Here is a 25,761-nt window from a genome sequence, read left to right on the forward strand (position 1 = left end):
TGATAAAAATGCCAGATTCAATCCTTAGACAAAGAATATCGCAGACACTTGAATAGGCTACTAATGCCTTTTATCTGAACTGCATATTTCTAGTCTATTCCTGTAATTTTTTAAGCCCGGAGCACACATGAATGCGATTAATAACCACTCTTATATAAAAAAGTACTGATATTCAATTCTTGATCGCACAATATTTTTAGCTACCTCGGCGTTGTTATCATGTTACTTCACCTCTCCATCGGCAACTAAATTTGGAACCAACATATACTCTATAAGATCGGCAAACCAGACAGTGTTATTATTTTTTTGAGCCATTAGCATCGCCTGCAATACATTTTCTATTTTTAGTTTTTGTTTTTCAGCAAGATCCATTTCTAAACAATCTATAAAATCAGGACAGAGGCCATATGCATAATTAACTTCGCCAACACGCAAAAAATATGCGATTTCTAATGCATCACTGACTAGCTTACTTCCATTATCTTGCATAGAAAAAATCCACACCGTGAATTTTAGCCCCCCGAGCTGACATATTTAAAAAGCAAATATTCGGGAACTGCTTTATGTACTGCTCAAGGTCTCGTAAATAGCCTATCAACGCAGGGGTTGAAGCGATCATTTCACCTCTGCCATTGACAACCTCTGCTTGCGAATCTTTAATCAAGTGTCCATTCATGTTTTCTCCATGTGTTATACCACCAGGAAAGCCAAAGTCCACACCTGCCAGGCGAACCTCAGACGCTCCAAGCAGAGCCGTAAATGCAACTGCAGAATGCGTTACTGTGCCTGAGCAAAATAGCTTCGTATGGGGAATCTCTTTTACCAAGTGATCAAACAAAGGGGATTCAAGATAAAATACAGCTCTTGGGCCTGACCAGGCAGACAAAATAGACGGAGTAACAGTTGGGGCATAAAGCAGAGTCGTATTCTGCAGCAATGAATGATCTACCACACTATCAAAATGACTAATCATGTCTGGATGGCTATCTATCGCAATCACAAAATCTGGCCGTAAACCTGCAAGCAGCACTGCCTTCAAAGCAGTAGATACTACCACCAGGCAATCAGAAGCTACAGGCTGAGCCAGGAACTCGCTACTAGTGGGCCCACCAGCTATTACTGTTACACACCCCCCTTTATAAGCACCTTCAAACTTCCTGATATCATCATCTTGGCGGATAAAAATCTCGTTCTTTTTCAGGTTTGGCTGATCGTACGCCATTTGACGCCGTGCCAGATTTTGGCTGCGTAAACGGTGATCCAACTCTGTCATCACACGATCGCGCAGTGGATGGGCAGCCACCTCGGCCAACTGTAATTCAGGATAAACCGCTGCAAATGGCTTTCCAGGCAAGCTCAGATCACCGGCATAGAATATATTTACTCGCTGATCACTCAGCCATGTGTGCTCATATACAGCCAAGGACTTGGCAAGCAACTGTCGATTGAATACCACCACATTCAGACACTCGATTATCGGGCGCTGTAATAACTGCTCTATCACCAACCCAGATCCAACACCGTATACCCAAGCCTCCTTGCATTCAACAGGGATGACAGAAGCCTGCACCGATGCCTCTGTCCTGGGATCTATCGCACTGGACATATGCTTGCTCTGGTAAACCAAAACAGGTGCTGGTGTATCACCCGTTACGTCATAGTCCAGTGCCATATCTAAAGTGATAAATGGCGCAAGGAAAGGCCACCGCATTGCGGCCAAAGCTATTTTTTCTTTGACCGCCTCCATCATGCCCCTGCTTCACTCGATCTTTTCTGACTTATTTTCGCTGCAACAGTTAACACTGACTGATGTTCTGGATATAGTGCCAATAGACTAGTAATCATCTCCTCTGCCTGATCTATATTGCCTGTCTCATGGTAAACTTCTGCAATACGCGCAAGAACATCAATATCACCCGGAAAAGCCTGATTATAATCTGCAAACTTATCTAGCGCTTCATGTACCGATCCGAGTTTCAATAGAAACTCTGCATATATTTTCAAATAGGATGGATCTAAAAGACTGATACACTCGATCGCTTGCAAGGACTGCACATAATCCTTCTGCTGGTTGCTTAAAACAAGCACACGCTTCAGCGCCGGAATCAGGCATGGTCGCCCCCCCTTGTCAATGACTTTCTCATACTCCACCAACGCATCCATTGGTTTCTTTTCAAGCTCAAACTTATACCCATTAATAAGAGATAATAGTGCGGATGAGTATTTTTTATTCTTACTATTTTCTGATATTACTATATCACCAAGCCTGCCTAACAACTCTACAGAACCGCGTTTAAATAACTCCAGAGCTCGTGTAATTAAAGCTCCTTCGTTATTAAATAAATGGTATCTTGCACTTTCTCTTTCATCTATTTTTTTTGAGAGCATGCCATACTGTTCAAAGAGGTGTTGTTTAATTTTTTCTAACTTAGCAGAACCACGTAGCGACGGAACATAGCCTGCAACAATCTCCGGGCGGAAAAACTCAAGCTCTTGCTCCCACTCACTCGCCAATCTATCCAGATCATCCGGTGCAAGCTCATCCAGCCTTCTATTACACTTGTCTAACGCAAATTTAAGTGTCTTTTTTAACTCTGCTGCAATCTGAAGATGATTAGCATAATCCCCCTTAAAATACTCCTTCAGGTCCTTTGCACTGATGCTGTCCGCGTCTTTGCCATCTAATGCATTGAAAAAATAGCCAAACCCCCAGATAGTGAAGAACCTTTTCCTTGACTCACCCAATTGGCCCAACAAACTGTCAATATCTTTAATTCGCTGCCATACCTTTGTATTCAGTATATCTTGCTGCGAAAAAAGCTTTCCTACCAGTAAGGACCTCTCTTTGAGCTCTTTCTCTAGCCCGACCATAACGTCATAAAAGCTTTCCAGCTCGCCTTTTATCGCTTCCAGATATGCTCTTCTGTTAACCTGTTCGTTACCCTGCACCTGCTGTACAGCAGGATAGTTTGACTGAAGCCCAGTTATACTATCCTTATTGATAAATTCTATCCCTTTTGCTGCTGCTGCCTGCTGTGAAAGGTTGTAGATAGGAATAGACTTGAGGCGCGCATCTTCAGCCAACTGTTCTGCGAATTGAATAGACAGCAGCATATGACGATCTGTTTCGGCCATCTCGCCTGCATAAGTTTCAACAGGGTAGGTATATACATTCAGCTTAGGACCAGCTTTAGCCTCAGGCGTACCACTGACATGACTTTTCATATCCTTATCAAAGCAAAGGTCCACCCCCCCCAGGAAGATTCGCTTGGCTCCTGCCTGAACCGCCACGGCAATTGCACTATGAGTTACAGTGGGCGCGGATTGTGACCAATTCTGCACATTCAAAGGTGAGTCCCACGGAAGACGCTTATCAAGCATATATACACGTGAGCACCAATTACTTACCAGTTGAAAATGGGTATGATTTGCTGCGATGAGCGGGACTTCTGCAGAGTCTGAAAGTGCTGCTCTGGAAATATCAAAACTGATTTCCTGAGGATCAACCGCTACATAAAAGTCAGGTTTGATTCCTAATTTTTGTAAAAAAGGTGCAATACGGGTCACAGCCAAGAGCGTAAAGTTCTCTCGGTTTACCAGCAACCAATCCCCAAGCTGATCCAGTGAGGGGCCAGCGGCCAGGATCAAAACATCGCGCTCTGCTAAATATGACTCCAGTTCACACGCCTGATACACATGATCAGGTGAGTTCAGGAGCTGTAGCATCACGAAGTGCTTCATTCCAATCGAACTTGCCTCAATTAAGAGCTTGTCTTTTGCGTAAAGAGAGTTGGTTTTTTCAAACAACTCTGCATAGGGTTCATAGTGCCCATCATCACAACCGAGCGATTTCAGTAAGGTTATTTTATTGGTAAAGACAAACCGCTTAAGACCAATTGCCTCTCCCCCCTCCTCCCACTGATCGATTGATATCAGTTTGATCCGATCTGACTGAATATTGATTTTATCTCTTATTTCAGCGAGTACCATCTCATCTTCGATTATTAGGTAGCGACTACGCCGGTTTAAATCAATAAAGGACTCAATATAGGGTATCAACAATCCCGAATCAGATCCTACAATAATACTTAGTTGTCCTTCAGCCTTTAATTGTCCCCCAAAGAAACTATCAAACTGTTCCACAGAAGGCTCAGCAATAAACCTAACTCTGTTGATCTCATACAGATACGGTTCACCAAAGCGATTTACTGACCAGCCTAAACTCATATATACCTCACCTTCATATGGGATCAACCTATAGTACCAGTCTGACATAGTGAAGCAAAAAAGGCAGCTTTCGCTGCCTTTTTCTGTTGGATTGTAAGTATATAACTTATCGCAACAACCCAAGCACTGCCTGTGGCGCCTGGTTGGCCTGCGACAGAATCGCAATACCGGACTGCTGAAGTACCTGAGACTTGGTCAACTGGGCAGTTTCAACCGCGAAGTCAGCATCCATGATACGGCTACGTGCAGCAGACTGGTTTTCAGATGCATTTCGCAGGTTCGTGATGGTTGCTTCAAAACGGTTGTTTGCAGCACCGTAGGTTGCACGCTGAGTGGTGATCTCATCAACAGCAGTATCAATGGTATCGATCATCGCCTGGGCTGCACTCTGCTGCGCACCCAGTGATCCTGCCGCTGTGATAGTACCACCTGAAGTGATAGCCGTGATTTTTGCATCAGTTTTAAGCGCAACTGTTGTGACGCTGATCTGGTTCGTTGAGTCGTTATTTGCACCCACCTGGAAAATGGTTGTTCCAGCACCAGCGCCAGATACAAAGATATCGCGGGAGTTGAACTGCGTCGCACCCAAAATACGATCAACTTCTGCGCCAAGGTCCTTGAACTCTTTGTCCAGGTTAGCACGGTCAGTCGTTGAGTTCGTACCGTTGGCAGACTGTACCGCCAGTTCACGCATACGCTGCAGAGTATCAGATACCTGCTGCAGGGCGCCTTCAGCGGTCTGAGCCAGTGAAATACCATCAGCAGAGTTACGAATGGCTACGTTCATACCACGTATCTGAGCATTCATACGCTCTGCGATAGCCAGACCTGCTGAGTCATCCTTTGCGCTGTTAACGCGCAGACCAGATGACAATCTTTCCATCGCAGTCTTCATTCCGCCTTCTGTAGTAGACAGATTGCGCTGCGCGGTCAGTGAAAACATGTTTGTTGCGACGACGTTAGCCATTTTGTATCTCCTCACATTACGCCAGAAGTGCGTACTTTATCTCTTGTGTGAGTAGGTTATCGGCGCTTGATCAAGATGCTTGAGGTTTTTTTTGATTTTTTTTCGAGGGGATGAAACAAAACCAATGGAGGGAGTAGAGCAGCGCTACAGAGTTGCTGTTAAAAAACAAAGGCGTAGATTTCGCTACGCCTTGGAAAATACTTTCCTTCAAACAGATCAGCTCGCGCTTCCCGTATCTGCTGCGTCTGGTTTGATCTGATCCCAGGCAGATTTGAGCTCTATCAACAGGCTGATAATATGGTCGACCTTAGCCTCACTCTGATCAACCTGTGCGCTGATCAACTGATCCTGCATATATTGGTAGAGGTTTTCGAGGTTGCTGACTAGTTCACGCCCATCCGGGCCTGCTTTGTCATAATCCAGCCCCTCCTCAAGGCCCGCTATGATGGTGGCCGCTTTTTTCATATGAGTAGCCACCTGAACGGAGGTGCCATCTTTCAGCGCACCTTTCGCCGCTGACAGGCTGCTTAAAGCTCCCTCGAACAGCATCTGCACCAATCGGTGCGGAGTGGCATTGGTCAGGGAGGTTTCAACATTGATCTGCTGGTACTGGTTAATACCCTTATTCATATATTCCCCGAAAATCACAAAATCAGATTAAAAACGGCTATTGTTCATGGCTGACAATTGAGCCACGAGAAAATCACCCGAACTGCGGATACTGCCAACCAGCGAATCCATCGCGTTATATTGACGCGTCAAACGAGTGAACAGGTTTTCTTCTCTGCGATCCAGACGCTCTTCATGAGCATTGGCAGATTTCATTCTGGCATCCAGACCCTTGGTTCTGTTCTCCAGCAGCCCGCCAGCCTGAGTATAATTCTGTACAGTTTCATAAAGGCGACTCGCCACACCATCTTCACTGGCAAACAGAGACGCGATTGAACCAGGATTGGCATCTAACTCTTTATCCAGCTTGGTTCTATCCAGACTCATGCGACCATCTTTATCAATGGTAACGCCCACGAGACTGAGTATATTATTGTCACTTTCGGCCGTAGCGACAGGTGATGAGATTTCGTTGCGCAATTGAATACTCAGGGTTCTGAGTGTGGAGTCACCCAGCAAGACGCTCTTTTCATTGCCCGACAGATCCTTCATCACTCCCCTGAGCGCGTTGTAGGCATCGACAAACTTCTGAACATTATCACCAATCTGCTTCTTGTCGATGTCAATGGTGACAATAGTCTCTTTACCCAGTTCTGCCTCTTTGAGATCCAGTGTCACACCTTCGATGACATCCGAAATTGAATTACTGGAGCGAGTCGCCGACAGCCCATCAACCAGAATCAATGCATCTGCTGCTGCTTGCTGCTCCACGAGGTTCGCAGATGAGAGCCGATTCAACCCCTCATTCGGGCCATTACCGGCATCGGCATCATTAGCCACCACTGTGATCACATTATCCAACCCAGTGTTACGTGCAGTGAGTATCAATCTAGCCTCTGTTCCACCAAAGCCATCATCGACATTAACGATAGAGGCATTGACACTATCATTATCTTTGCTCGCATTAATCGCATCCCTGATTCCTGCCAGCGTCTTGGAGCCATCCCCAATATTAACGGTAAAGCTGTCACTACCGGAGGTGATATCGAGAGAACCGGTACCCACCTCTGTAGCACCAGTGGCAAAAGCACCCGCTTGCGTGATCAGTTTCTGAGGCTCTGCAAGACGCTGCACTTCGACACTGAACTGACCTGGAGTCGCTTTTGCTGTAGTCGAGATACTGAAATACTTATCATTGCTCAGGGTTGCCGAGCGATGCTGAAAATTCGTTTCTTTGCGCAAATCATTCAAAGTGGTCTGGAATGCAGTCATGGCGCTTTTCAAGCGCCCGAAAGCCGAGAGCTGACTGGTGATATTGCTCTGTCTGGCTTTCAATGCCTCACGCTGTGGCACCATCTCGGCTGCGACCAACGCATTAACAATTGATTTAGTGTCAAGACCTGAGCCTACACCTGAAAAAGAGATACCAGACACTATTACACCCCACTTAACTAATTAAGACCGCTCTGCACAAACGAATCAGGCCTGGTCTTTGATCAGAACACCGGTTGAATCACCGAACATCTGTTCTGATATTTCATTCATTCTGCGCATCAACGACAGCACCTCCTCGGAGGGGATCTGGCGAATCACTTCGTCATTCTGACGGTTGATGACTTTGACGACGGTTGCATTGACATCCCGGTCAACGGAGATGTTAAGGTCGCTGTTGATCACATTAAGAAAACCGCTCAACTGTTTGGCTGCTTCCTGCACTGCATTGGCTTCAGCTTCTGGATCAGTTTTTTTCTGCGCAGTGCTTTGAGAGGCTGCCTCGACCGCCCGTGCCTCAACCTGACCGGCATCCACTTTAGCACGCAGGCCAACATCACTCTGCTGAGGCATTACCCGTTCAGCACCTGTGGCGCCCATAGAAGATTCAATTGCCATGACCACTCTCCGCTTGTTAGCCAGAAGCCAACCTTGTTTTCATCCGGCCGATTCTATATCTATTGGGAACATATCGGCAGAAGCTGACTAAACTTTAGCTCATTGCGGCCTTTTTGTCCTTGTCAGGTATCAGTGAAGCGTGATCCAACGGTATCAGGAGCCGGAAAAGTCCTCATACTTCTGAGCGGCCTTGTTATGCTGCTGAAACTCAGAGATTTTGTTGGCCAATTCAAGTTGAATATTGACGCATTGATCGGCTATCGACTTGTTCTTCTTAATCAACAACTGCAATCGCGACTGAGTATCCGATTGCCGTGCCAACGAAGACCAGTCCAATCGTTGCAACAACTCAACTTTTTCAGCCTCCAGCGCAGTGAGCTTCTCAATATCTGCCGCTTTAAGCGCCTGTACCTGCTGCTCCAGCAAAGCTTCCAGTTTATCCAGCGATTCAACTACCATATCAATTCACATAATTGAACAGCGAAAGCTGCTGTATTTTGCCGAAACTGGCATAAGCCGCCTGCAGAGCATTCTGCTCCAAGAGTAACTGACTGGTAGCCTCGTAATAATCGGTATCCTTGAATTTTGACAAGGTGTTCTGAGTAAAGAGTTTAATATCAGCCAGGGCTTCACGCTGATCATCCAGTACACGTAACCTGGCGCCGATTTCTGAGCGTTTGGTCACCAATGTCTCGAAAAACTGATTAGTTTGCCCCTGAAGGTCAGACACCTCTTCCGTAATCGTATTAAACGCAGCATCCAACGGCCTGTCACCTTTCAACAGTGATGCCATACTGTTGACAACATTCAGCAGGTTCTCCTCACCCGAACCGAACAGAATACTGCCGGGGTCAGTAGCCGCAATGGTGGCATTCTCTCCGATATCCAGGAAACGCTGCCCGGAGTCACCCTTATATTCATAGTTATCGTCAACGTTGAGCTGATAGGGTTCGGTATCGCCTTTGAAGCCCGAAAAAAGATATTCACCCTGAGCATCCCGGGTATTCATTGCTGCAACCAACTGCCCCAGAATCTGCCGCATCTCTTCGCCGATGATAGCGAGATCGCTGTCTGAATTGGCACCATTATTCGCTTGTATCGCCAGATCCTTAATATTGAGCACTGACTCGGTGATCGCCGTCAGTGTGCTCTCTTCAAGCCTTAACCTGCGTTCAGATACGTTGACATTATTGGTAAATACGTCATTTCGAGCGATGACTCGCTCATACTTGTTGATCTGGGTCGCAGCCAGTGGATCATCTGAGGGCTGTGACAGTTTCTGGCCGGTAGCCAACTGCTGCTGTACCTTGAACAGCCGCGCATTGCTCTGGTTCACATTATCCAGATTCTGTATGTAAAACTGTTGGGTTGAAAGTCGCATCACTTACCTCCCCATTTAAATTGAGTTGATCAGAGCATCAAAGGTCCGCTGCGAGGCGGTAATGAGCTGCGCTGCGGCCTGATAGGCCTGTTGGAACTGAATCAGCCTGACGGCTTCTTCATCCAGATTGACACCACTTGTTTCTTCACGCTGATTGATCGAGTTCTTGAGTACGGATTCCGAGGCCTGTCGATCCATCTGGGCGACACGGGTTGTGATCCCCACGCGCTCGACCAGTCGACCGTAAGTCTCCTGATAGCTGCCTTCGAGTGAGGTTTTTGCTCTCATCAGGTCACTCAGCAATACACCATTACGGTTATCGGAGATACCTATATTGATTTTATCGCCCGTTCCACCGTCGATCTCAAAGTTGAAATTGATAACGAATGCATCATCTTCCTCCGGCACCCCTTGCACCCCAACAACCAGCTCCCCGGGTAGGGTCGAATCCGCATTGCTGATCACAAGTTTTCGCGGGTCAGTTGTATCCACAACCAAAGGTGCCGGCAGCACTTCTGCACCCGCACCATCCAGCAACTGAACATCATATCCACCTGCGGTTTTAACCAGATTGATACTGTGATCGGCATCAGGTAGCAAATTTATCAATGCGCTCTCAGGTGTTGCCTGTAATGGCACCAGATCACTGACCTGAACGCTGACCTGCCCCGTCCCTTCGTTTCCTGCTTCAGCCGCTATTGATACTGGAGTTGCCAGTGCAAGTTGCCGCCCGTTACTGATATCCAGACGCATATCTTCAGCGCCTGTTCTAACCGGCCTCACCATCATCAGCTCATTAGTGGTAAAGGGTGCGGCCTTGTTGATATCAAGTTGAAAGCCATCTATTTCAAGGCGTAGTTCGCCACTGGCAGGATCAAAATAGATATCCTTGTCTGAACTCACATCATTAATATCAGCGCCGACTGAGTTGAAAGACGCCTGAGTCCAACTCGCTCCATCTGACAAGCGTGTCAGCCTGAAGGTTTCATTGGAGGTAAATACCAGTTGGTAATCCGACGCCCGAAGCTTTGAACTATCGGTAATGGTCACGCCCCCATCAGCATGCTCTGACTGCAAGCGAGATTTGACCAGAACATCATCGTTGATATCCCGGAACAGCAACTTACCTATGTTGCCATCAAGATCCATTCCTTTCTGGTGCTGTTCGTTCATGGTATCGGCAAAGATAATCGCCAGCCGTCCAAGCTCATCCAGGCTCTTGTTCAACACATCATCACGATACTCCAGAACACCACCAAGCTGACCAGTAGAGATCATACCGTCAAGACTATTGAAGCGATTGGCAATCACCACACCCACATCATACTGAGTAGGATCCAGCTCGTTTGGAAGGGCGACCAGTGGATTGGCCGTCTGACCGATAACCAGTGGCTGCCCATTGCCGATGAAAATGCTGACCTCTCCTGTTGGCTGGTCAATGACCTGAATATCGATCAGTGATGACATCTCCTTGATCGCCTCATCACGCTGATCCAGCAGCTCAAAAGACTCCTTTCCTGCCGCCTGCGCAATACGTATACGGTCATTATAGTCAGCAATCTGCTGAGCCTGGCTCGTGACTTCTTCTGCCAATTCACGAATACGGGTATTAATCGTCGTGCTCTGCTCCGAGATGCGCTGATGCAGATCGTTATAGCGGCGCACGGTTGCATTGGCTTCGGCAACGAAGAGCTCTCTGTTGGTCAGCGATGAAGGATCATCATTCGCTCCCTGCAAGGCTGCGAAATAATCATCCAGTTTCAGAGACAGACTGGTACTGTCGCTGGCCAATGTATTATCGAGTTGGTTCGCCATACCTTCAAAATACTTGGCTGCTTCAAAACGGGAGTTATCCGCCCAAACGCGAGAGGTGATGAATTTATCTGCAATGCGCTGTGTGGCCTCCTGCCTGACACCACCACCCAACTCACTCTGAAACTGAGGAATCTGGCGCGTATAGCCCGGTGTATTGACGTTCGAGATATTGTTGCCGACAACGCCCAGCGCCGCCTGATTGGCACGAACCGCCTGAACACCAATTGACAATAATGAAGCCATCTCTTACTCCCGCAGCAGCACAATAACTGCTTTAACGTTGCTGTCCTGTTATCGGCCAGCGATTAACTTTCTTGAGCCGTACCGGTTCCGGCCTGCGCCAACACTGCGCCGGAAAAAATCCTTTCTATCTTGTCCGCATACGCCGGATCTGTCGCATATCCCGCAGCCTGCAACTCCTGCAGGTAGCGTGCCGGGTTATCGGCATGCTCCAGCGCTATCTGATAACGGGGACTGTTCTTCAGAAAGCTGACATAGTCCCTGAAGCTATCCTCATAGGATTCATAAGCCCTGAAGTTAGCCATCTCTCGCTGAGGGATACCCTGGTTATATTCCAGAGTCGACACACGCACCTGATCACCTTCCCAGCGGCTGCCGGTTTTGATATTGAACAGGTTATAACTGCTGCGTTGCTGATCCTGAGTGATAAACCGCCCCCAGCCTGTTTCCAGTGCGGCCTGTGCGAGAAGTACCTTGGGATCGACACCCAGCTCTCCAGCAACAGCCTCAGCCAGCGGCAGCAGAGCCTCAACAAACTCTTCCGGTGATTCAAAGCGGCCTGGCAGAGATTCACTGGTACGGTTGGTTTCATCTGTTACTACACCACTCTCCTGAACCTGCTTTTGAGTATCTGGTGCTTCGGCAGCTTCTATTTCAGCTGACTCATCGGACTTGCTGCTTTGGTAGATGCGGCCCAGCATTGCTGATGCCGCCGCATTGGCTGTTGAATCAAATGCACGATTCAACATCTGCTCTGTGTCAGACTTACTGCTGGTGCTGTCATCGTCATCATCTTTTGCCGGACGCATGTCCATTCCCTGACTGAGCTGCCTGACAAGCACATCCGCCAGGCCTATTCCGCCCTGCTTAGCCATATTGAGGGTGGATTGCTGATCCAGCATATCCTGAAAGAGCTCTGTCTCGCTGCTGTTGAAGATATTGTCTTCACCGAACGCCGCATTGGCTTCTCGCATGCTTTTCAGCATCATGCTCAGAAACAGCTGCTCAAACTGTTGTGCCGCTTCTTTGAGTGCAGCCTTCTCATCACTGTTAGCCTTGGTTTTCAGTGACTGTAATTGATTCAGATCGGTATAGAGCTGTGGGTTGGCCTGGCCGAACTTATTAATATCCATATCAGATCACCACCAGCTCGGCGCGTAGCGCACCGGCTTGCTTAAGGGCTTCGAGTATCGCCATCAGATCGCCTGGCGCTGCTCCCACCTGATTAACGGCCTCGACAATATCCTGCAAGGATGTACCTGGTGCAAACTCAAACATTCTGCCGGACCCCTCCTCAATATCGATACCCGTTCGAGGAGTTACTACTGTTCGTCCTTGCCCCAGAATATTAGGCTGATCGACATCAAACTCTTCCGTAATGGAAACTGTCAGACCGCCATGCGTCACAGCCACGGGGGATACCCGCACATTCTGGCCAATGACGATGGTACCGGTGCGTGAATTGATAATGATCTTGGCCGTTTCTTCTGCAGGCTGCACCTCCAGATTTTCAAGTACCGACAGGAAAGATACACGTTGCGATGCATCGCGCGGGGCTCTGACTCGGATCGATGTCGCATCCAGAGATGCCGCTACATCTGGCCCAAGCAGGCCATTGATCTGCTCAGCTACACGGCGAGACGTAGTGAAGTCCGGGTTGTTCAGATTCAGAATCAGACTGTCACCCTGTGCAAAAGCATTCGGCACCACACGCTCCACTGACGCGCCATTGGGAATACGGCCAACGCTGGGTACATTGACCGACAGGCGGGAGCCATCACGCCCTTCGGCACCAAAGCCCGCGACTATCAGACTGCCCTGGGCCATCGCATAAACCTCACCATCCGCTCCTTTAAGTGGTGACATCAACAAAGCACCACCTCGAAGACTTTTGGCATCACCGATGGTTGAAACAGTTACATCGATCATCTGACCCGGTTTAGCGAAAGGTGGCAGATCAGCATGAATGGCAACTGCAGCGATATTCTTGGAGTTGGGATTGATATTCGGCGGAATAGCCACACCGAAGTTATTCAGCATGTTACGGAAGGTCTGGGAGGTGAAGTTGGTTTTATCACCTGTTCCATCCAGGCCTACCACCAATCCATAACCCACCAGTTGGTTGCTCCGAACGCCGGATACCGACACCAGATCTTTGAGGCGTTCAGCATAGGCTGATGAACAATAGAGGCTCGCCAGTAGCACGGTGATCAGTATGCGTTTCATTCACATATCTCCTGTTAAAATGGCCAGCTTCAAAAGGGCCAGAGCGGGCTGAAAAAGAAGCGCGATACCCAGCCCATCACGTTCGCATCATTTGTCGCACCAGTACCACTGTAGGAGATTCGGGCATCAGCCAGACGCGTGGAGTCAACAGTGTTATCCGGATTGATGTCCTGAGGCCGTACCAAGCCACTAACACGGATATATTCATCCCCCTGATTCAGCGTCAACCACTTCTCACCCCTGAGCAGCATGACTCCATTGGGATAGATCTCATGTACCGTCAGGGTGATATTGCCACTCAGACGGTTGCTCATATCCGATGAGCCAGTACCATCAAACGCACTACCTCCACTGATTGATGCACTCAGTGGGTTGCCAAACAGTGCCAGATCCTGACCACCGATATTGGGTGCCCCGACATTCACACTGGTGTTCTTGTCGGCGGATGTACTCGAACTTTTCGATGATTGTGTACGCTCAGCCAGATTGACGGTAATGATGTCACCGACACGATGCCCACGCCCATCACCATACAGACCTACACTTGTCGAAGCGTTGTAGATCGCTCCGTTTACCGGCTTCGGTGCCTGCATCATCTGTGGCTGCACAGGTGCATAGTAAGGGTTATCCGGTTTAGGCGGGCTGTTCACACACCCACTGAGCAACAGGATTGCCAGTAACATCAGCGTCGATCTGATAACCCTTGTCATGCCACGTACCTCATCACCCTATTCAACTCACTTAACCCTGCTATTCAGACCTGCTATCCAAACCTGCTAACTAAAACTGACTACAGCTGCTGGGTCGCGAACGACAGCATCTGATCAGCCGTTGAGATCACTTTTGAGTTGATCTCATAAGCACGCTGAGTCGTGATCATATTGACCAACTCCTCAACCGCATTCACGTTGGAGCCTTCTATCCAGCCCTGATTGATAAAGCCAGTGCCATCTTCGCCTGCAATGACCACCTGAGCCGCACCACTGGCGGCCGTCTCGATAAACAGATTTGAACCAGTTGCCTGCAAACCCTGCGGATTGATAAAATTGGCCAGCTCTATCTGTCCAAGATCCTGAGGCTCAACCTCACCCGCTATGACAGCCTGAACCGTTCCATCCACACCAATCGATACCTGGACAGCCCCCTCAGGTACGTTTATTTCCGGCTCCAGCGGAAAGCCTTCCGCAGTCACTATCTGCCCTTCATTACTGAGGTGAAACTGGCCATTGCGGGTATAGGCTAATTCACCGTTGGGCTGCAGCACCTGGAAAAAACCTCCACCACTGATCGCCATATCGAATGAGTTATCGGTGACCTGCATCTCACCGGTCTGAAACATCTTCTGTGTACTGACCAGACGCGTACCGTTACCGACTTGCAGACCGGAGGGCAGTTGAGCATCTTCAGCATTCTGTGCGCCCGGCTGGCGACGGATCTGATACATAAGATCTTCGAAAACCGCCCGATCTTTCTTGAACCCAACCGTGCTGACGTTAGCCAGGTTGTTTGAGATGATCTTCAGATTAGTGTCCTGCGCACTTAATCCGGTTTTAGCAACATGTAAGGCACCATGCATGACATCTACTCCAATTCTGTTATCGACTCAGCGCCATACCTGACGCAATAAGTACCTATAAACCTTCTCTACCAAACCTGTTCTGCCACATCCGTCCTGCCAAATCAGTTCTGCAGTATCCGGCCAGCCGCGCTCGAATTCTCTTCTGCATTTTTCATCATTTTCACCTGCATCGAAAACTGCCTCGACAGGCTGATGATGGATGTCAGCTCATTGACCGCATTGACATTACTGGACTCGACATAGCCGGAGCGTAACTGTACGCCCGCAGCAACCGGCAAAGGCACCATGTCATCTGTACGCATCATGCCATCCGGCCCTTTGAAAAAAGTACCCGGTTCCGGCAGGACCGTTTTTATCACATCAACCTGAACCAGGGCTGCCGCAGGGTCACCCTGAGGGCGAACCGTAATGGCACCATCGTAGGAGATATCTACCTGTTGTGCCGGCGGCAATACAATCGGCGCCCCGCCCGCGCCAAGAACCGGCAAACCATTGCCTGTCACCAGTTCATTGGCGGCATTGATCTGCAGCTCCCCACCGCGGGTGTAAGCTTCCGTGCCATCAGGGGACTGCACGGCAATCCAACCAGGCCCATGAATAGCGATATCCAGATTGCGTCCGGTTTCAATCAATGCTCCACTGCTGAGATTCGTACCAGGGCGCTCACTCTGGGAGTACACGCGTGAGGCATGCCCGTCGCCAAAGACCCGCATCGCCCGTGCCTGCTCAAAATCCGCCTTGAAACCATTTGTGGTGACATTGGCAAGATTGTTGGCACGCACCTGCTGTCCGAGCATATTTTCTCGGGCTCCTGTCATGGCGATATACAGTGATTTATCCATTATCTCTCCTGTCTCTGGGGTAAGCATCTAAGGTAAGCAGCTAAGGTAAAAAATTGCCGCCCAGAGTATTTACAAAGAAATAATGCAAAGTCTGTGCCATAACGCAATGACGTAATGACGCACGCAGAGCCTATAGGGAAAAGAGGGCATAAAACGAAAACGGGTGACTCAGCAGTCATGTGCCGAGCCACCCGTAAGGATTCAGAAAATCAGATCAGATATTCAGAATCGTCTGTGTAATGTTATTCGCGGTTTCCAGCGTTTTAGAGTTGGCCTGGAAGTTACGCTGCGCCTGAATCAGGTTGACCAGCTCGGTCGACAGATCCACGTTGGACTGCTCCAGCGACGCTGAACGCAATGTACCGTTGAGACCGGTACCAGGTGGGTTGAGAATCGCATTACCTGAAGTCAGAGTCGCGATCCACTCGGTATCACCGCTCGGCTGCAAACCATTCTGGTTTTCAAAGGTCGCAAAGGCAACAACACCAAGAGACTGATTCTGACCGTTACTGAAAGAAGCGATCATTTCACCGGTTGGGGCAAAGGTTACGCCGATCAGGTCGCCTTTGGTATAACCATCTTGCTGCTGATTCTTCACGATGGAAGCAGAAGCAAACTGGGTAGAGTTAGTCAGATCCAACTGAATGGTCGTCAATGGGTTGGCCGGATCAGCACCTGAAATAGTGATCTGCGGCACCTGGCCACCTGCCGGGAACGCCTCTCCATTGATGGAGCGTAACAGGCCATTGGTCGGATTGAACTGAATCAGGATCGGACCCACCTCTGTTTCACCACCACCACCCAGCACCTCGGCACCGCCCCCAGGTTCACCCCAGTCACGGATTTTACCCAGATCCAGAATCTCCTCACCATTCAGGTAAGCATACATTCTGTAAAAACCGAGGAAGGAATTATCACCTTCTATCAGCTCATTCGGGTCAGCTGCTGCAGTCGTGCCTGCGGCTGGAAGCGCAGTACCAAACCCTACTTCAGACGGCGAGCCAGCATCAGTTGTCACTGAGGGACGGTACTGATCAGCAGGAATATCACCCTCAGTAGCCTTAAAGCGGATCTGAATCTGGTAGTTAGTGCCGGTCTGCACTATCTGGACTGACTCCATTGCAGGGTTACGATCCAGAATCTGAGCTTCACGAGCGACAATAGCCTCAGCGATCTCCTGCTGAGACTGAGTACTGTCAACGGTGATATTCACTCCCCCAAGACTGATCGTACCATCACCCCCCGGCGTGATATCATAGGTTCGCACCTCATTGGCATCCCTGTGTGGGGTCGCCGCATTATCCCGTATCAGAGCAGTGGCTGCTTCTGTGACAACAACATCACCGGCATCCGTAGCCCAGGCGTTCAGTTCAAAACGCAGTACACCGCCAACCAGTGTAAAAGACTCAGGGTCGATCCTGTTATCGCGTGCGGCCAACGCCTCAAGCTTGGCGGGATCAAGCGCACCCGCGGTAGACACATCCAGACCCGAGACCAGCACATCATCAATATTACCGACCGTGAATTCGAAATACTCACGCACCGGTCGTTGTTCAGCAAAGTTGTATTTGATGGTATGTTCATTACCCAAACTATCAAACGTACGCACGGTTGTTGTGTAGGTGAAAGAGCCCGGCTGATCCTTATCATAGTTGGGCAGCAGTAAGGAAGCATCCTCCCGAGCATCAATATTGAAAGACAGATCAATGCTTTCCGTTGCCTTTGGCGGACTCTCTTTCTGGGTCACCGCCAGATTACCGATCGGTAGACGGTTTCCCTGCTCATCCAACCCATAACCCTGCAAAAACTTACCGCTTTGCGAAACAATGGAACCATCCTTGTCCAGCTCAAAGTTACCGGCTCGGGTATACGTTACGCCACCCTGACCATCATCCAGCTGAAAAAAACCGGAGCCATTGATCGCCAGATCCAGGTTGTTATTCGTGAACTCAATAGTACCGGCACTGTAGTCCTGCGATATATTGGATACTGTCACACCAGAGCCCGGTGTATTGCTCGATCCAGCACCGACAACCGATGTCGCATAGATATCACCGAACTGAGTGCGTGATGACTTGAACCCGACGGTACTGGTGTTGGCAATATTATTGCCCGTAACATCCAGCATGGTTGAGGCGGCTTTGAGACCTGTAATGGCGGTATTGAATGACATGGCTAACCTCTCATTTATCCAATCTGTCTGACGTCGTTGATACCAACCGAACCGCCATCTGTATTAACTTTCATACCGATACCGTTCTGCCCCAGCGTCACACTGTTGACGGTATGTGCGATATAACTCTCTACTGTCTGATACTCACCGTCACCTTGGCGTGCCTCTGCAACAAAACGATATTTTCCTGGAGGCATATCCAAACCAGCCCAGGCGAAGTTATGCTCACCTGCAGACTGATTTCCCATATTCACAGCATCTATCAGATTCCCTGCACCGTCATAGACTGACACTTTCAGATCAGACACGCTGGTTTCAAGCGGCACCATGCCCCTGACGGCACGATCCTCAGTCAAAATACCGGTATCCGTTTTCACATAAGCATTTCGCCCCACCATCGCTGAAGCCTGCAATGCCGCCTGAGAACTCAACAGCGAGTTACTCATGCTCTCTACCGTATTACTCATGTTCGCCATGCTCTCAACCATGGTCATACTGGAGATCTGCTGCATGAAATCAGTTGTCTCAGCCGGACTCGTAGGATCCTGGTTCTGCAACTGGGCAATCATCAGCTTCATGAACATCTGACTTTCGTCGCCCGGCCCTTTGGCTTTCTGAGCTTCTGATTGGTTATTCTGGTTTATCTTGTCAAAAACATTTTGACCAGTACCGTTAATAGTGCTCATGAGAGCCCCTCTATTTAACTTTAATAGCTAACCCTGACACTGATCACTGACCCAGCGTCAGCGCTTTCTGCAGCATCTGTTTGGTTGTATTCATCACATCAACATTGATCTGGAAAGAGCGTGACGCCGAAATCATATCGGCCATCTCTTCCATGATGTTCACATTGGGGTAAAACACGTAACCCTGCTCATCTGCCATCGGGTGGTCCGGCTCATAGGCCTGACGCAATGCTGCCTGGCTCTGAACAATATCCAGTACCTGAACGCCCTGACCAGGCGCAAGACCCGCTTCACCACTTTGCAAAACAGACTCCTCTGGTGCACGCAGTGCAAAAACTGGCTTACGCGCACGATAGGTTTCACCTTCGTTTGAACTGACACTTTCAGCATTGGCCATATTACTGGCCGTTGTATTCAAACGAATCGTCTGAGCACTCATGGCAGAGCCGGCAATATTGAATACGTTAGATAAAGACATGATTACTCACCCTTGATCGCTGAATTAAGGCCACTGAACTTGCTGTTCAAAAACTCAAAGGATGCCTGAAAGCGGATAGAGTTTTCGGTAAAACGTGCTATCTCTTCCTGCACTTCCACCGTATTGCCATCAATGGAGGGCTGGAGTGGCTGGCGGTAGAGCAGATCCGCCGCAAAATCAGGCGCTATCAACCCAGAGAAATGACCTGCTTTAGTCCCTTTCAGGGCAACCGGTTCCTGTACCGCCTGCTCTCCCTTCAGCACAGCACTGAAATCAATATCACGCGCCTTGAAGTTCGGTGTATCGGCATTGGCAATATTATTCGCAATGATCTCACTACGGCGCGTACGCAATAACAGCGCGTCAGGATGAATACCAAGTGCATTATCGAAGTTAATTGCCATGATTGCCTCTGAGTTCTTTTACGACAGCATAAAGCTCATATTGCACAGAAAAATGCAAAAGACATACCATAACTATTAAATTATTGATTTTTAATGCATAAAGGGGATTTTTTAAAGTTCATTGCCACCTAAGCGGCAATGAATTACCGCCTTAGCGGCAAATATGGAAACCTGGAGAGTAGAAGCGGCATCAAATCGCCTGATAAATGATACCAGGACGGCAATGGATCATCTTGTAGATATCTGGCATGCCAGACAGGGATTCAGACGCACCCAGAACCAGATACCCTCCTGTTTTAAGCTGTTTACGCATCTTGCGAAGAATTTCAGCTTTCACATCAGAAGAGAAATAGATCAATACGTTACGGCAGAAAATAATATCGAACTGCCCCAGCGTTGAGTACTGCCCGAGCAAGTTGAGACTCTGAAACTTGACCCGACTCTTGATTTCGGGCCGAACCTGCCAGACACCATCAGCAGACTGTTGAAAAAAGCGCTTGAGTCTATCCTGTGACAGCCCCCGCCCCAGTGCCAGCATCTCGTACTCTCCACGCCGCGCCTGATTCAGCACACTGCTTGAGATATCCGTAGCCACTATTTCCGGCGCCGTCATTAAAGCACCTGGCTTCAGTTGCTTATACTCCTCCATCACCATACTGATGGAGTAGGGCTCTTGCCCCGTCGAGCAGGCAGCGGACCAGAGTCGAAGCTTCTGAGAGCCACTACCCGTCATCTCAGGCAGAAGTTTATCACGCAGGATATCGAAAGGGTGGATGTCACGAAACCAGAGCGTTTCGTTGGTTGTCATCGCATCGATAACCTGCTCTTTCAGTGTCGTTCCACCATACTGACTGAGTTTGGATACCAACTCCGACAGACTACTGAAGCCCTCTTGCTGCATGATCCGGTTCAGACGACTCTGAACCAGATACTGTTTGTGGTCGGCCAGCAAAATACCACAGCTCTTTTCCAGGAACTGGCTGAAACTTCTGAACTCGTCAGTTGAGATCGTAAATCCGCTTTTCACTCAATCAGCCTCAAGTTGGGTCAGGTTATCTGACCGCTTGCATACGCCTGACGACGACACCTGCCAGCTCATCAGGGTTGAATTTGGCCAGGAAACCATCGGCACCGACCTTTTTCACCATCGAGACGTTGAATCCGCCACTGAGTGATGTATGCAACACAACATGCATCTTCTGCATCCGGCTGTCACCTCTGATCATGGAGGTCAGCGTGTAACCATCCATCTCCGGCATCTCGATATCAGAGATCAGCATCAGAAAGTGCTCTGTCACATCCACATCCTTGTCAGCCATATCCTTCAGCAGCATCCAGGCTTGGCGACCGTTCTTGGCGATCGTCACCTTCAACCCCAGACTTTCGAGACTTTTCTGCATCTGATTACGTGCAACAGCAGAATCATCACATATCAGCACATGATACTGATGCGCCTCTTGGCGAACATCTTTGTTGGCTACCTCCTCACTGACATCAGTCGGTGCAGGATAGAGATCAGCCAGGATCTGTTCAACATCGATGATCTCGATCAACTTGCCCTCATGCTCAAATACGGCAGTCAGGTAGTTATCGGTTCCTATCTCAGCCGGCGGTGCCATGATCTGATCCCAATTGGTATTCAGAATTCTGTCAACCTTGCGTACCAGAAACGCCAGAGTACGCTTGTTATATTCGGCCACAATCAGAAAGCAGGTGCGCTCATCCTCTTCTGGAATCGGCCGGCGACCGATCGCCTCTGACAGATCCAGCACGGGAATGGTTTCACCTCGGATGTGGGCCATCCCCTTGATAACAGTTGTCTGCCTCGGCACTTCTGTCAAATCAGGGCACTGCAGTACCTCGCGCACCTTGAACACGTTAATTCCATAACGCTGCGATGTTTCCAGACTGAACAGCAGCAGCTCCAGGCGGTTCTGCCCGACCATCTGAGTACGTAGGTTTACACTATCCAGGATACCTGACATGATTCAATCAACCCCAAGCTTTCTTTTTATGAGTTGCGTTCAGCCACTTAGGACAGAGCACACATGTGAATATGTTTAATTTAACACTAGTTATGGTGCTTTTCGCCACTTTTTTGATTTCCCCTGTTATTTCGGCATCAACACCTGCCGACGAGATTGAACAGGCCATCAGTCAGTTCATCACAGAGGAGTTTCAGAACCGCCTGCCCAGCAGTCGTGTTGAAGTCAACGTGACACCTGTCAACAACTCGCTGAGCTTACCTGCCTGCAGCCACCCCCTGACGATAACATTACCTTTCAACAGTGGGCAACGGGTCACGGCAAGAGCGGCCTGCAGCACACCCCAATGGAGTATCAACGTAACTGCGCAGGTTCGCCAGTTCATGATGGTCGTTGTTGCAGCACGCCCCATCGTCAGGCATGGCAGAATTTCGGCAGACGATCTGAAAATGCAGGAGCAGGACATCGCGCGCCTCAATCAAGAGTACTTTACGCGTGAGCAGGACCTGCTCGGCAAGCTGTCACGGCGTCACATAGGCAGTAATCAGGTCATCACCACACGTATGCTGGAGGCCGCTCTGGCGGTTAATCGTGGCGACAGCGTTGCCATTGAGGTCAGACGCGGCGGACTGGTGATACGCACCCCCGGCATCGCACTCGAAGATGGTCGGATAAATGAGCAGATCACAGTGCGTAACGCGCGCTCCGGGATAGAGCTGCGGGCCAACGTGGTTGGCAATGGTGTGGTCCAGGTTCCCTGAAGTTATAACCTCCTCGGTCATGCTTGCAGCGCGAGCACTATCATCGTCTGATGCTATACTTTATTTGGTTAATATTTAACCAATTTGAGTGTTGTGAGGTGATGTATGAACAGACACTATTATGTCAGTAACAATCTGGATGATCTGGAGTCGCTGGAACATGAACTGGAAGCCGAAGGCATCAGCCTGGAACAGATTCACGTTCTGAGTGATCATGAACGCGATGTGGAAGATCACCACCTGCCCGCTGTTTCTGCGATGATGAAACAAGATGTCGCTCATTCCGGTAAAATCGGTGCTTTGATCGGCCTGACACTGGCCCTGCTGGTTCTTGGTACAACCTATCTCAATGACTGGGCTGCATCCGGGGTCGGGTGGATGCCTTTTATCTTTCTGGCGGCAATTCTGTTTGCCTTCTGCGTATGGGAAGGTGGCTTTGTAGGGATTCAGAAGGAAAATGTTGATTTTCAGCCCTTCAGAGAGAAACTTGCAGCCGGTCAGCATGTCTTCTTTGTGGATGTGAATCAGGTACAGGAACCGATACTGGATAAGGTGGTCAGACATCATCCGGAACTGGAATTGGCCGGAACAGGGAATGCTTCACCGGCATGGTTGATTGGTGCACAGAAAGTCTGGCATCAGTTTAAGCGGACCGTCTGAAGAGACTCTTGTAGTAGCCTGGAGCGATCTCAAGGCACCACAGCACCACAGGATCACTCTTTGAGAGCAGAGCTGAACGCTTTGCAGGTAGCCTTGTGCCTGACACTGGCCTGCGTGTCCATCTATGCCTATAATCCGTTCCTGATTCCCAACTGTATAACCGTTTGAATGACAGTCTGTATTACTGACTATGGAGCCTGTAGATGGAAAGATTTTCTGCCCTGTTTTTTTCTCTGAAGAGCGCCTTGCTCGTATTGATTATTGCCCTCCCACTTGGCGTTACCGGCTGTAACACCGTGGAAGGACTTGGCAAGGATATCCAGAAAGGCGGTCAGGCCATTGAACGAGCCGGGAAAAAATAGCCTCAAGGCGGTCATTTTTTAGAGCGGATCGACTCAGCCACAAAGTTACCCACCATGGCCCCCATCACGGCAGCTACAATTGACAGGATGGTGCGCAGAATATTGAAGCCTTCCGACAGATCGAAAAAACTGGGTGCGATGAGTTGGAAAATAATGACGGCGATGATGGCGCCGATCCACTGACCTGTTTTCATTTGATACCTATATCTGTTGTTTTATTTTTGTTAATTATTTAGCCCACGCGAGCATTCAGCACCCACTCATCCAATACTGATCACCTGATCTGCCCAGCTATCGGCATCTGCCTGCATATGTGTCACGAACAGCAGGTGCTTGCCACTGCGGCTGACCTCATCACGGACCCATTGCCCGGCCAGCAGGCGAGTATCATCATCCAGAGCACTGAAGGGTTCGTCCAGCAAAATCACGGGTTGCTCTCGCAGAACGGTCCGGATCAGTGCTACACGCTGACGCTGACCACCCGACAGGGCTGAAGGCAGGCGATCCAGCAACTCACGGATACCAAGGTGCTCGCAGGCAGCTTCCACCCTGCTCCACTGCTCATGACTGGGCCGCCCCTGATTGAAACCCAGACGCAGATTGTGCGCCACACTGATATGTTCAAACAGATTATGCTGTTGAAACAGTGTGGAGACAGGGCGCTGTTCAGCAGGCAAATGCTGGATAGGCTCTCCCTGCAGCAGAATCTGACCGGCATCAGCCGGTACAAAACCACCGATACACTCCAGCAGACTGCTTTTACCCGTGCCACTCGGCCCCATCAACGCCAGCATCTGAGCAGGCTGTAATGTAAAGTCATACTGCCAGCTCAAGGCTCCACGCGACAGTTGCAGAGATCGGACTTCAAGCATGGTTGCGTTCCAGTAGTCTTAAGGCGACAAGTGCCAGCATCAGTAGCAAAAGGGAGGCCAGTGCGGCTTCTGCCAGACGATAGGAGCCCGACAGGGTATAGATCAGCCAGGGCAGGGTACGCCACTCATCATTGCCAAAGATGCCGAAGATTGCAAAATCACCCAGCGCCAGCACAAAACTGATCGCAAACACCCGTTGCAACACCGGCTTCAGAAAAGGGCCATACACCAGTTTCCAGTGCGGCCAGGCACCCAACCCCAGATCAGCCAGCAGCGGTCGATAATTGGCATCATACTCGAACACGCGAGGTTTGAGCTGCTGAAAAACAAATGGCAGTGCCACCAATGCATTGAGCAGGATAATGGCAAGCCAGCCCCACTCCTGCCAGTTGAGCCAGGGCATCAGCATGACATAGACACCCACCGACAACACCATACCGGGAATCACCAGATGATGCAGTGCCGCGGTTTCGATCAGGCGGCGCAGTGTCGGACTGGCGAAACGTCGCCACCAGGAGAGCACCGCCAGTGCCAGCAGCAGCGCGAGACACGCTGCACTGATCGCCAGAATTACCGAGCGCAGACTCACCTGCAACATCTCCTGCCAGGGAACCGCCGAAAGGTTGGCCTGCAGCGCCGTCGGAATCAGGACCAGCACAGGAAGCGACAGGAAAAGCACGCACAACAGATAAGCGAATCCACCACCAATACGCCCCGCGCGACTCAGATGTGGCCGCCAGCCACTATCCGGTTGCAGAGGCGTCAACCACTGCAAGCCACCCCAGCGACTGAACATGAGATACAATCCACCAGCGACCAGCAATTGAGTCCAGGCCAGAAACAACGCTTCAGGCGGGTTGAAGTCATATTTAAGTGCCTGAAAGATCGCCACTTCCAGCGTGGTCGCGCGTGGCCCGCCACCCAGTGCCAGCACCACCGCAAAACTGTTGAAGCAGAGCAGGAAAACAAAGCCCGTAACGGCCGGCACCACGCCACGCAATGCTGGCAACTCGACCAACCGAAAACGTTGCCAGCCGCTCAACCCCAGTTGCGCGGCCATTTTCCAGGCCCCCTGCGGAATGCTCCGCCACTGAAAAGTAAACACACGCAGCGCAAAAGGCAGGTTCAGAAACACATGAGCCAGCAAAATGCCGCTCAGACCATAGAGATTCCAGCCACCAGGCAGTAGCGGAGTAAGCAAACCGGAGCGCCCGAACAACGCCACCAGCCCCGTGATCAGCACCAGACTCGGCATCACGAAACAGAGCAGGCACCAGCGCAGAAACCAGCTTTTGCCCGGCAGACGATGATCCAGCGCCAGCGCACGCGCCACTGGTAACGCCAACAACACTGACAGAAGTGCGCTGAGCAGCGCCTGCCAGATCGAAAACTGCAGTACCCGCCAGAACCAGGGCTCTTGTAACAGTGTCGTATCGACACCGGCATCGCCCCAGCCAGCCAGTGCAACAAAGGCCATGACGCTGATACCCAGCATCAGCAACAGCGCCAATGCACCCGGCAGCATTATCGGCCAGCGATGCCAGAACCAAAACCACAGCCCGGTCCGGTTAGTTGGCAGGTTGATCAGTACAGGGCGGTTCATG

The 25,761-nt window shown here is 49.8% G+C and carries 27 protein-coding genes; 3 read left to right on the forward strand and 24 right to left on the reverse strand.

The window, feature by feature from the left end:
- Positions 1 to 222: 222 nt before the first annotated feature.
- From ACK3CJ_RS19345 to ACK3CJ_RS19445, 21 genes are all read right to left on the reverse strand, one after another.
- Entirely contained in the window at positions 223 to 489 is a 267-nt protein-coding gene (locus tag ACK3CJ_RS19345) for a hypothetical protein (RefSeq protein ID WP_409523831.1), read from the reverse strand.
- Positions 479 to 1,750 carry a motility associated factor glycosyltransferase family protein gene (locus tag ACK3CJ_RS19350; RefSeq protein ID WP_409523832.1) on the reverse strand — a complete coding sequence of 424 codons (1,272 nt, stop codon included), beginning with the start codon at positions 1,748 to 1,750 and terminating at the stop codon, positions 479 to 481. Before ACK3CJ_RS19350 ends, ACK3CJ_RS19345 begins: the two co-directional genes overlap by 11 nt.
- A complete protein-coding gene (locus ACK3CJ_RS19355; RefSeq protein WP_409523833.1) occupies positions 1,747 to 4,227 on the reverse strand; it encodes a 6-hydroxymethylpterin diphosphokinase MptE-like protein in 2,481 nt (826 codons plus the stop codon). Before ACK3CJ_RS19355 ends, ACK3CJ_RS19350 begins: the two co-directional genes overlap by 4 nt.
- Positions 4,228 to 4,333: 106 nt before the next feature.
- Positions 4,334 to 5,194 (reverse strand): flagellin, encoded by an 861-nt coding sequence (locus ACK3CJ_RS19360; RefSeq protein WP_409523834.1) that lies wholly within the window; start codon positions 5,192 to 5,194, stop codon positions 4,334 to 4,336.
- Between the two features lie 216 nt (positions 5,195 to 5,410).
- Positions 5,411 to 5,824 (reverse strand): flagellar export chaperone FliS, encoded by a 414-nt coding sequence (fliS, locus tag ACK3CJ_RS19365; protein WP_409523835.1) that lies wholly within the window; start codon positions 5,822 to 5,824, stop codon positions 5,411 to 5,413.
- A 27-nt stretch (positions 5,825 to 5,851) separates the two neighbouring features.
- Positions 5,852 to 7,237, reverse strand: a complete 1,386-nt coding sequence (gene fliD / locus ACK3CJ_RS19370; protein ID WP_409523836.1) for a flagellar filament capping protein FliD — start codon at positions 7,235 to 7,237, stop codon at positions 5,852 to 5,854.
- Positions 7,238 to 7,282: 45 nt separating this feature from the next.
- Positions 7,283 to 7,693: a flagellar protein FlaG gene (locus tag ACK3CJ_RS19375; protein WP_409523837.1), complete on the reverse strand. Its 411-nt coding sequence runs from the start codon at positions 7,691 to 7,693 to the stop codon at positions 7,283 to 7,285.
- A gap of 153 nt (positions 7,694 to 7,846) precedes the next feature.
- The gene (locus tag ACK3CJ_RS19380; protein WP_409523838.1) at positions 7,847 to 8,152 is read right to left on the reverse strand and encodes a hypothetical protein; all 306 of its coding nucleotides are present in this window, start codon (positions 8,150 to 8,152) and stop codon (positions 7,847 to 7,849) included.
- A 1-nt stretch (position 8,153) separates the two neighbouring features.
- Positions 8,154 to 9,074: a flagellar hook-associated protein FlgL gene (flgL, locus tag ACK3CJ_RS19385; protein WP_409523839.1), complete on the reverse strand. Its 921-nt coding sequence runs from the start codon at positions 9,072 to 9,074 to the stop codon at positions 8,154 to 8,156.
- Positions 9,075 to 9,089: 15 nt separating this feature from the next.
- Positions 9,090 to 11,132, reverse strand: coding sequence for a flagellar hook-associated protein FlgK (gene flgK / locus ACK3CJ_RS19390; RefSeq protein WP_409523840.1), 2,043 nt, complete (start codon positions 11,130 to 11,132; stop codon positions 9,090 to 9,092).
- Between the two features lie 62 nt (positions 11,133 to 11,194).
- Positions 11,195 to 12,262 (reverse strand): flagellar assembly peptidoglycan hydrolase FlgJ, encoded by a 1,068-nt coding sequence (gene flgJ / locus ACK3CJ_RS19395; RefSeq protein ID WP_409523841.1) that lies wholly within the window; start codon positions 12,260 to 12,262, stop codon positions 11,195 to 11,197.
- 1 nt (position 12,263) lies between these two features.
- Complete coding sequence (locus ACK3CJ_RS19400) at positions 12,264 to 13,355, reverse strand: flagellar basal body P-ring protein FlgI (RefSeq protein WP_409523842.1); 1,092 nt, start codon at positions 13,353 to 13,355, stop codon at positions 12,264 to 12,266.
- 29 nt (positions 13,356 to 13,384) lie between these two features.
- Entirely contained in the window at positions 13,385 to 14,065 is a 681-nt protein-coding gene (gene flgH, locus ACK3CJ_RS19405; RefSeq protein ID WP_409523843.1) for a flagellar basal body L-ring protein FlgH, read from the reverse strand.
- 80 nt (positions 14,066 to 14,145) lie between these two features.
- Positions 14,146 to 14,931 (reverse strand): flagellar basal-body rod protein FlgG, encoded by a 786-nt coding sequence (flgG, locus tag ACK3CJ_RS19410; protein ID WP_409523844.1) that lies wholly within the window; start codon positions 14,929 to 14,931, stop codon positions 14,146 to 14,148.
- A gap of 104 nt (positions 14,932 to 15,035) precedes the next feature.
- Positions 15,036 to 15,776, reverse strand: a complete 741-nt coding sequence (locus tag ACK3CJ_RS19415) for a flagellar basal body rod protein FlgF (RefSeq protein WP_409523845.1) — start codon at positions 15,774 to 15,776, stop codon at positions 15,036 to 15,038.
- A 214-nt stretch (positions 15,777 to 15,990) separates the two neighbouring features.
- The gene (locus tag ACK3CJ_RS19420; protein ID WP_409523846.1) at positions 15,991 to 17,949 is read right to left on the reverse strand and encodes a flagellar hook-basal body complex protein; all 1,959 of its coding nucleotides are present in this window, start codon (positions 17,947 to 17,949) and stop codon (positions 15,991 to 15,993) included.
- A 14-nt stretch (positions 17,950 to 17,963) separates the two neighbouring features.
- Positions 17,964 to 18,635: a flagellar hook assembly protein FlgD gene (locus tag ACK3CJ_RS19425; RefSeq protein ID WP_409523847.1), complete on the reverse strand. Its 672-nt coding sequence runs from the start codon at positions 18,633 to 18,635 to the stop codon at positions 17,964 to 17,966.
- A 43-nt stretch (positions 18,636 to 18,678) separates the two neighbouring features.
- Complete coding sequence (gene flgC, locus ACK3CJ_RS19430) at positions 18,679 to 19,113, reverse strand: flagellar basal body rod protein FlgC (RefSeq protein ID WP_409523848.1); 435 nt, start codon at positions 19,111 to 19,113, stop codon at positions 18,679 to 18,681.
- A 2-nt stretch (positions 19,114 to 19,115) separates the two neighbouring features.
- Positions 19,116 to 19,517 (reverse strand): flagellar basal body rod protein FlgB, encoded by a 402-nt coding sequence (flgB, locus tag ACK3CJ_RS19435; RefSeq protein ID WP_409523849.1) that lies wholly within the window; start codon positions 19,515 to 19,517, stop codon positions 19,116 to 19,118.
- A 190-nt stretch (positions 19,518 to 19,707) separates the two neighbouring features.
- Positions 19,708 to 20,544, reverse strand: coding sequence for a CheR family methyltransferase (locus ACK3CJ_RS19440; protein ID WP_409523850.1), 837 nt, complete (start codon positions 20,542 to 20,544; stop codon positions 19,708 to 19,710).
- A gap of 25 nt (positions 20,545 to 20,569) precedes the next feature.
- On the reverse strand, positions 20,570 to 21,502 hold the full coding sequence (locus ACK3CJ_RS19445; RefSeq protein WP_409523851.1) for a chemotaxis protein CheV: 933 nt from the start codon (positions 21,500 to 21,502) through the stop codon (positions 20,570 to 20,572).
- A 71-nt stretch (positions 21,503 to 21,573) separates the two neighbouring features.
- Between ACK3CJ_RS19445 and flgA the strand changes: the two genes are divergently transcribed.
- The 3 genes from flgA (at position 21,574) to ACK3CJ_RS19460 (ending at position 23,285) form a co-directional block, all read left to right on the forward strand.
- Entirely contained in the window at positions 21,574 to 22,263 is a 690-nt protein-coding gene (flgA, locus tag ACK3CJ_RS19450) for a flagellar basal body P-ring formation chaperone FlgA (RefSeq protein ID WP_409526623.1), read from the forward strand.
- Positions 22,264 to 22,368: 105 nt separating this feature from the next.
- Positions 22,369 to 22,923, forward strand: coding sequence for a magnesium transporter (locus ACK3CJ_RS19455; protein WP_409523852.1), 555 nt, complete (start codon positions 22,369 to 22,371; stop codon positions 22,921 to 22,923).
- Between the two features lie 203 nt (positions 22,924 to 23,126).
- Positions 23,127 to 23,285: an entericidin A/B family lipoprotein gene (locus ACK3CJ_RS19460; RefSeq protein ID WP_409523853.1), complete on the forward strand. Its 159-nt coding sequence runs from the start codon at positions 23,127 to 23,129 to the stop codon at positions 23,283 to 23,285.
- A gap of 11 nt (positions 23,286 to 23,296) precedes the next feature.
- Here the strand turns inward: ACK3CJ_RS19460 and ACK3CJ_RS19465 are convergent, their stop codons facing one another.
- The 3 genes from ACK3CJ_RS19465 to ACK3CJ_RS19475 form a co-directional block, all read right to left on the reverse strand.
- Positions 23,297 to 23,479 (reverse strand): hypothetical protein, encoded by a 183-nt coding sequence (locus ACK3CJ_RS19465; protein WP_409523854.1) that lies wholly within the window; start codon positions 23,477 to 23,479, stop codon positions 23,297 to 23,299.
- Between the two features lie 66 nt (positions 23,480 to 23,545).
- Positions 23,546 to 24,157 (reverse strand): ATP-binding cassette domain-containing protein, encoded by a 612-nt coding sequence (locus ACK3CJ_RS19470; RefSeq protein WP_409523855.1) that lies wholly within the window; start codon positions 24,155 to 24,157, stop codon positions 23,546 to 23,548.
- A complete protein-coding gene (locus ACK3CJ_RS19475) occupies positions 24,150 to 25,760 on the reverse strand; it encodes an ABC transporter permease subunit (RefSeq protein WP_409523856.1) in 1,611 nt (536 codons plus the stop codon). Before ACK3CJ_RS19475 ends, ACK3CJ_RS19470 begins: the two co-directional genes overlap by 8 nt.
- Position 25,761 lies beyond the last annotated feature (1 nt).

The sequence above is a fragment of the Nitrincola salilacus genome, assembly GCF_046271865.1.
Classification (GTDB): domain Bacteria; phylum Pseudomonadota; class Gammaproteobacteria; order Pseudomonadales; family Balneatricaceae; genus Nitrincola; species Nitrincola salilacus.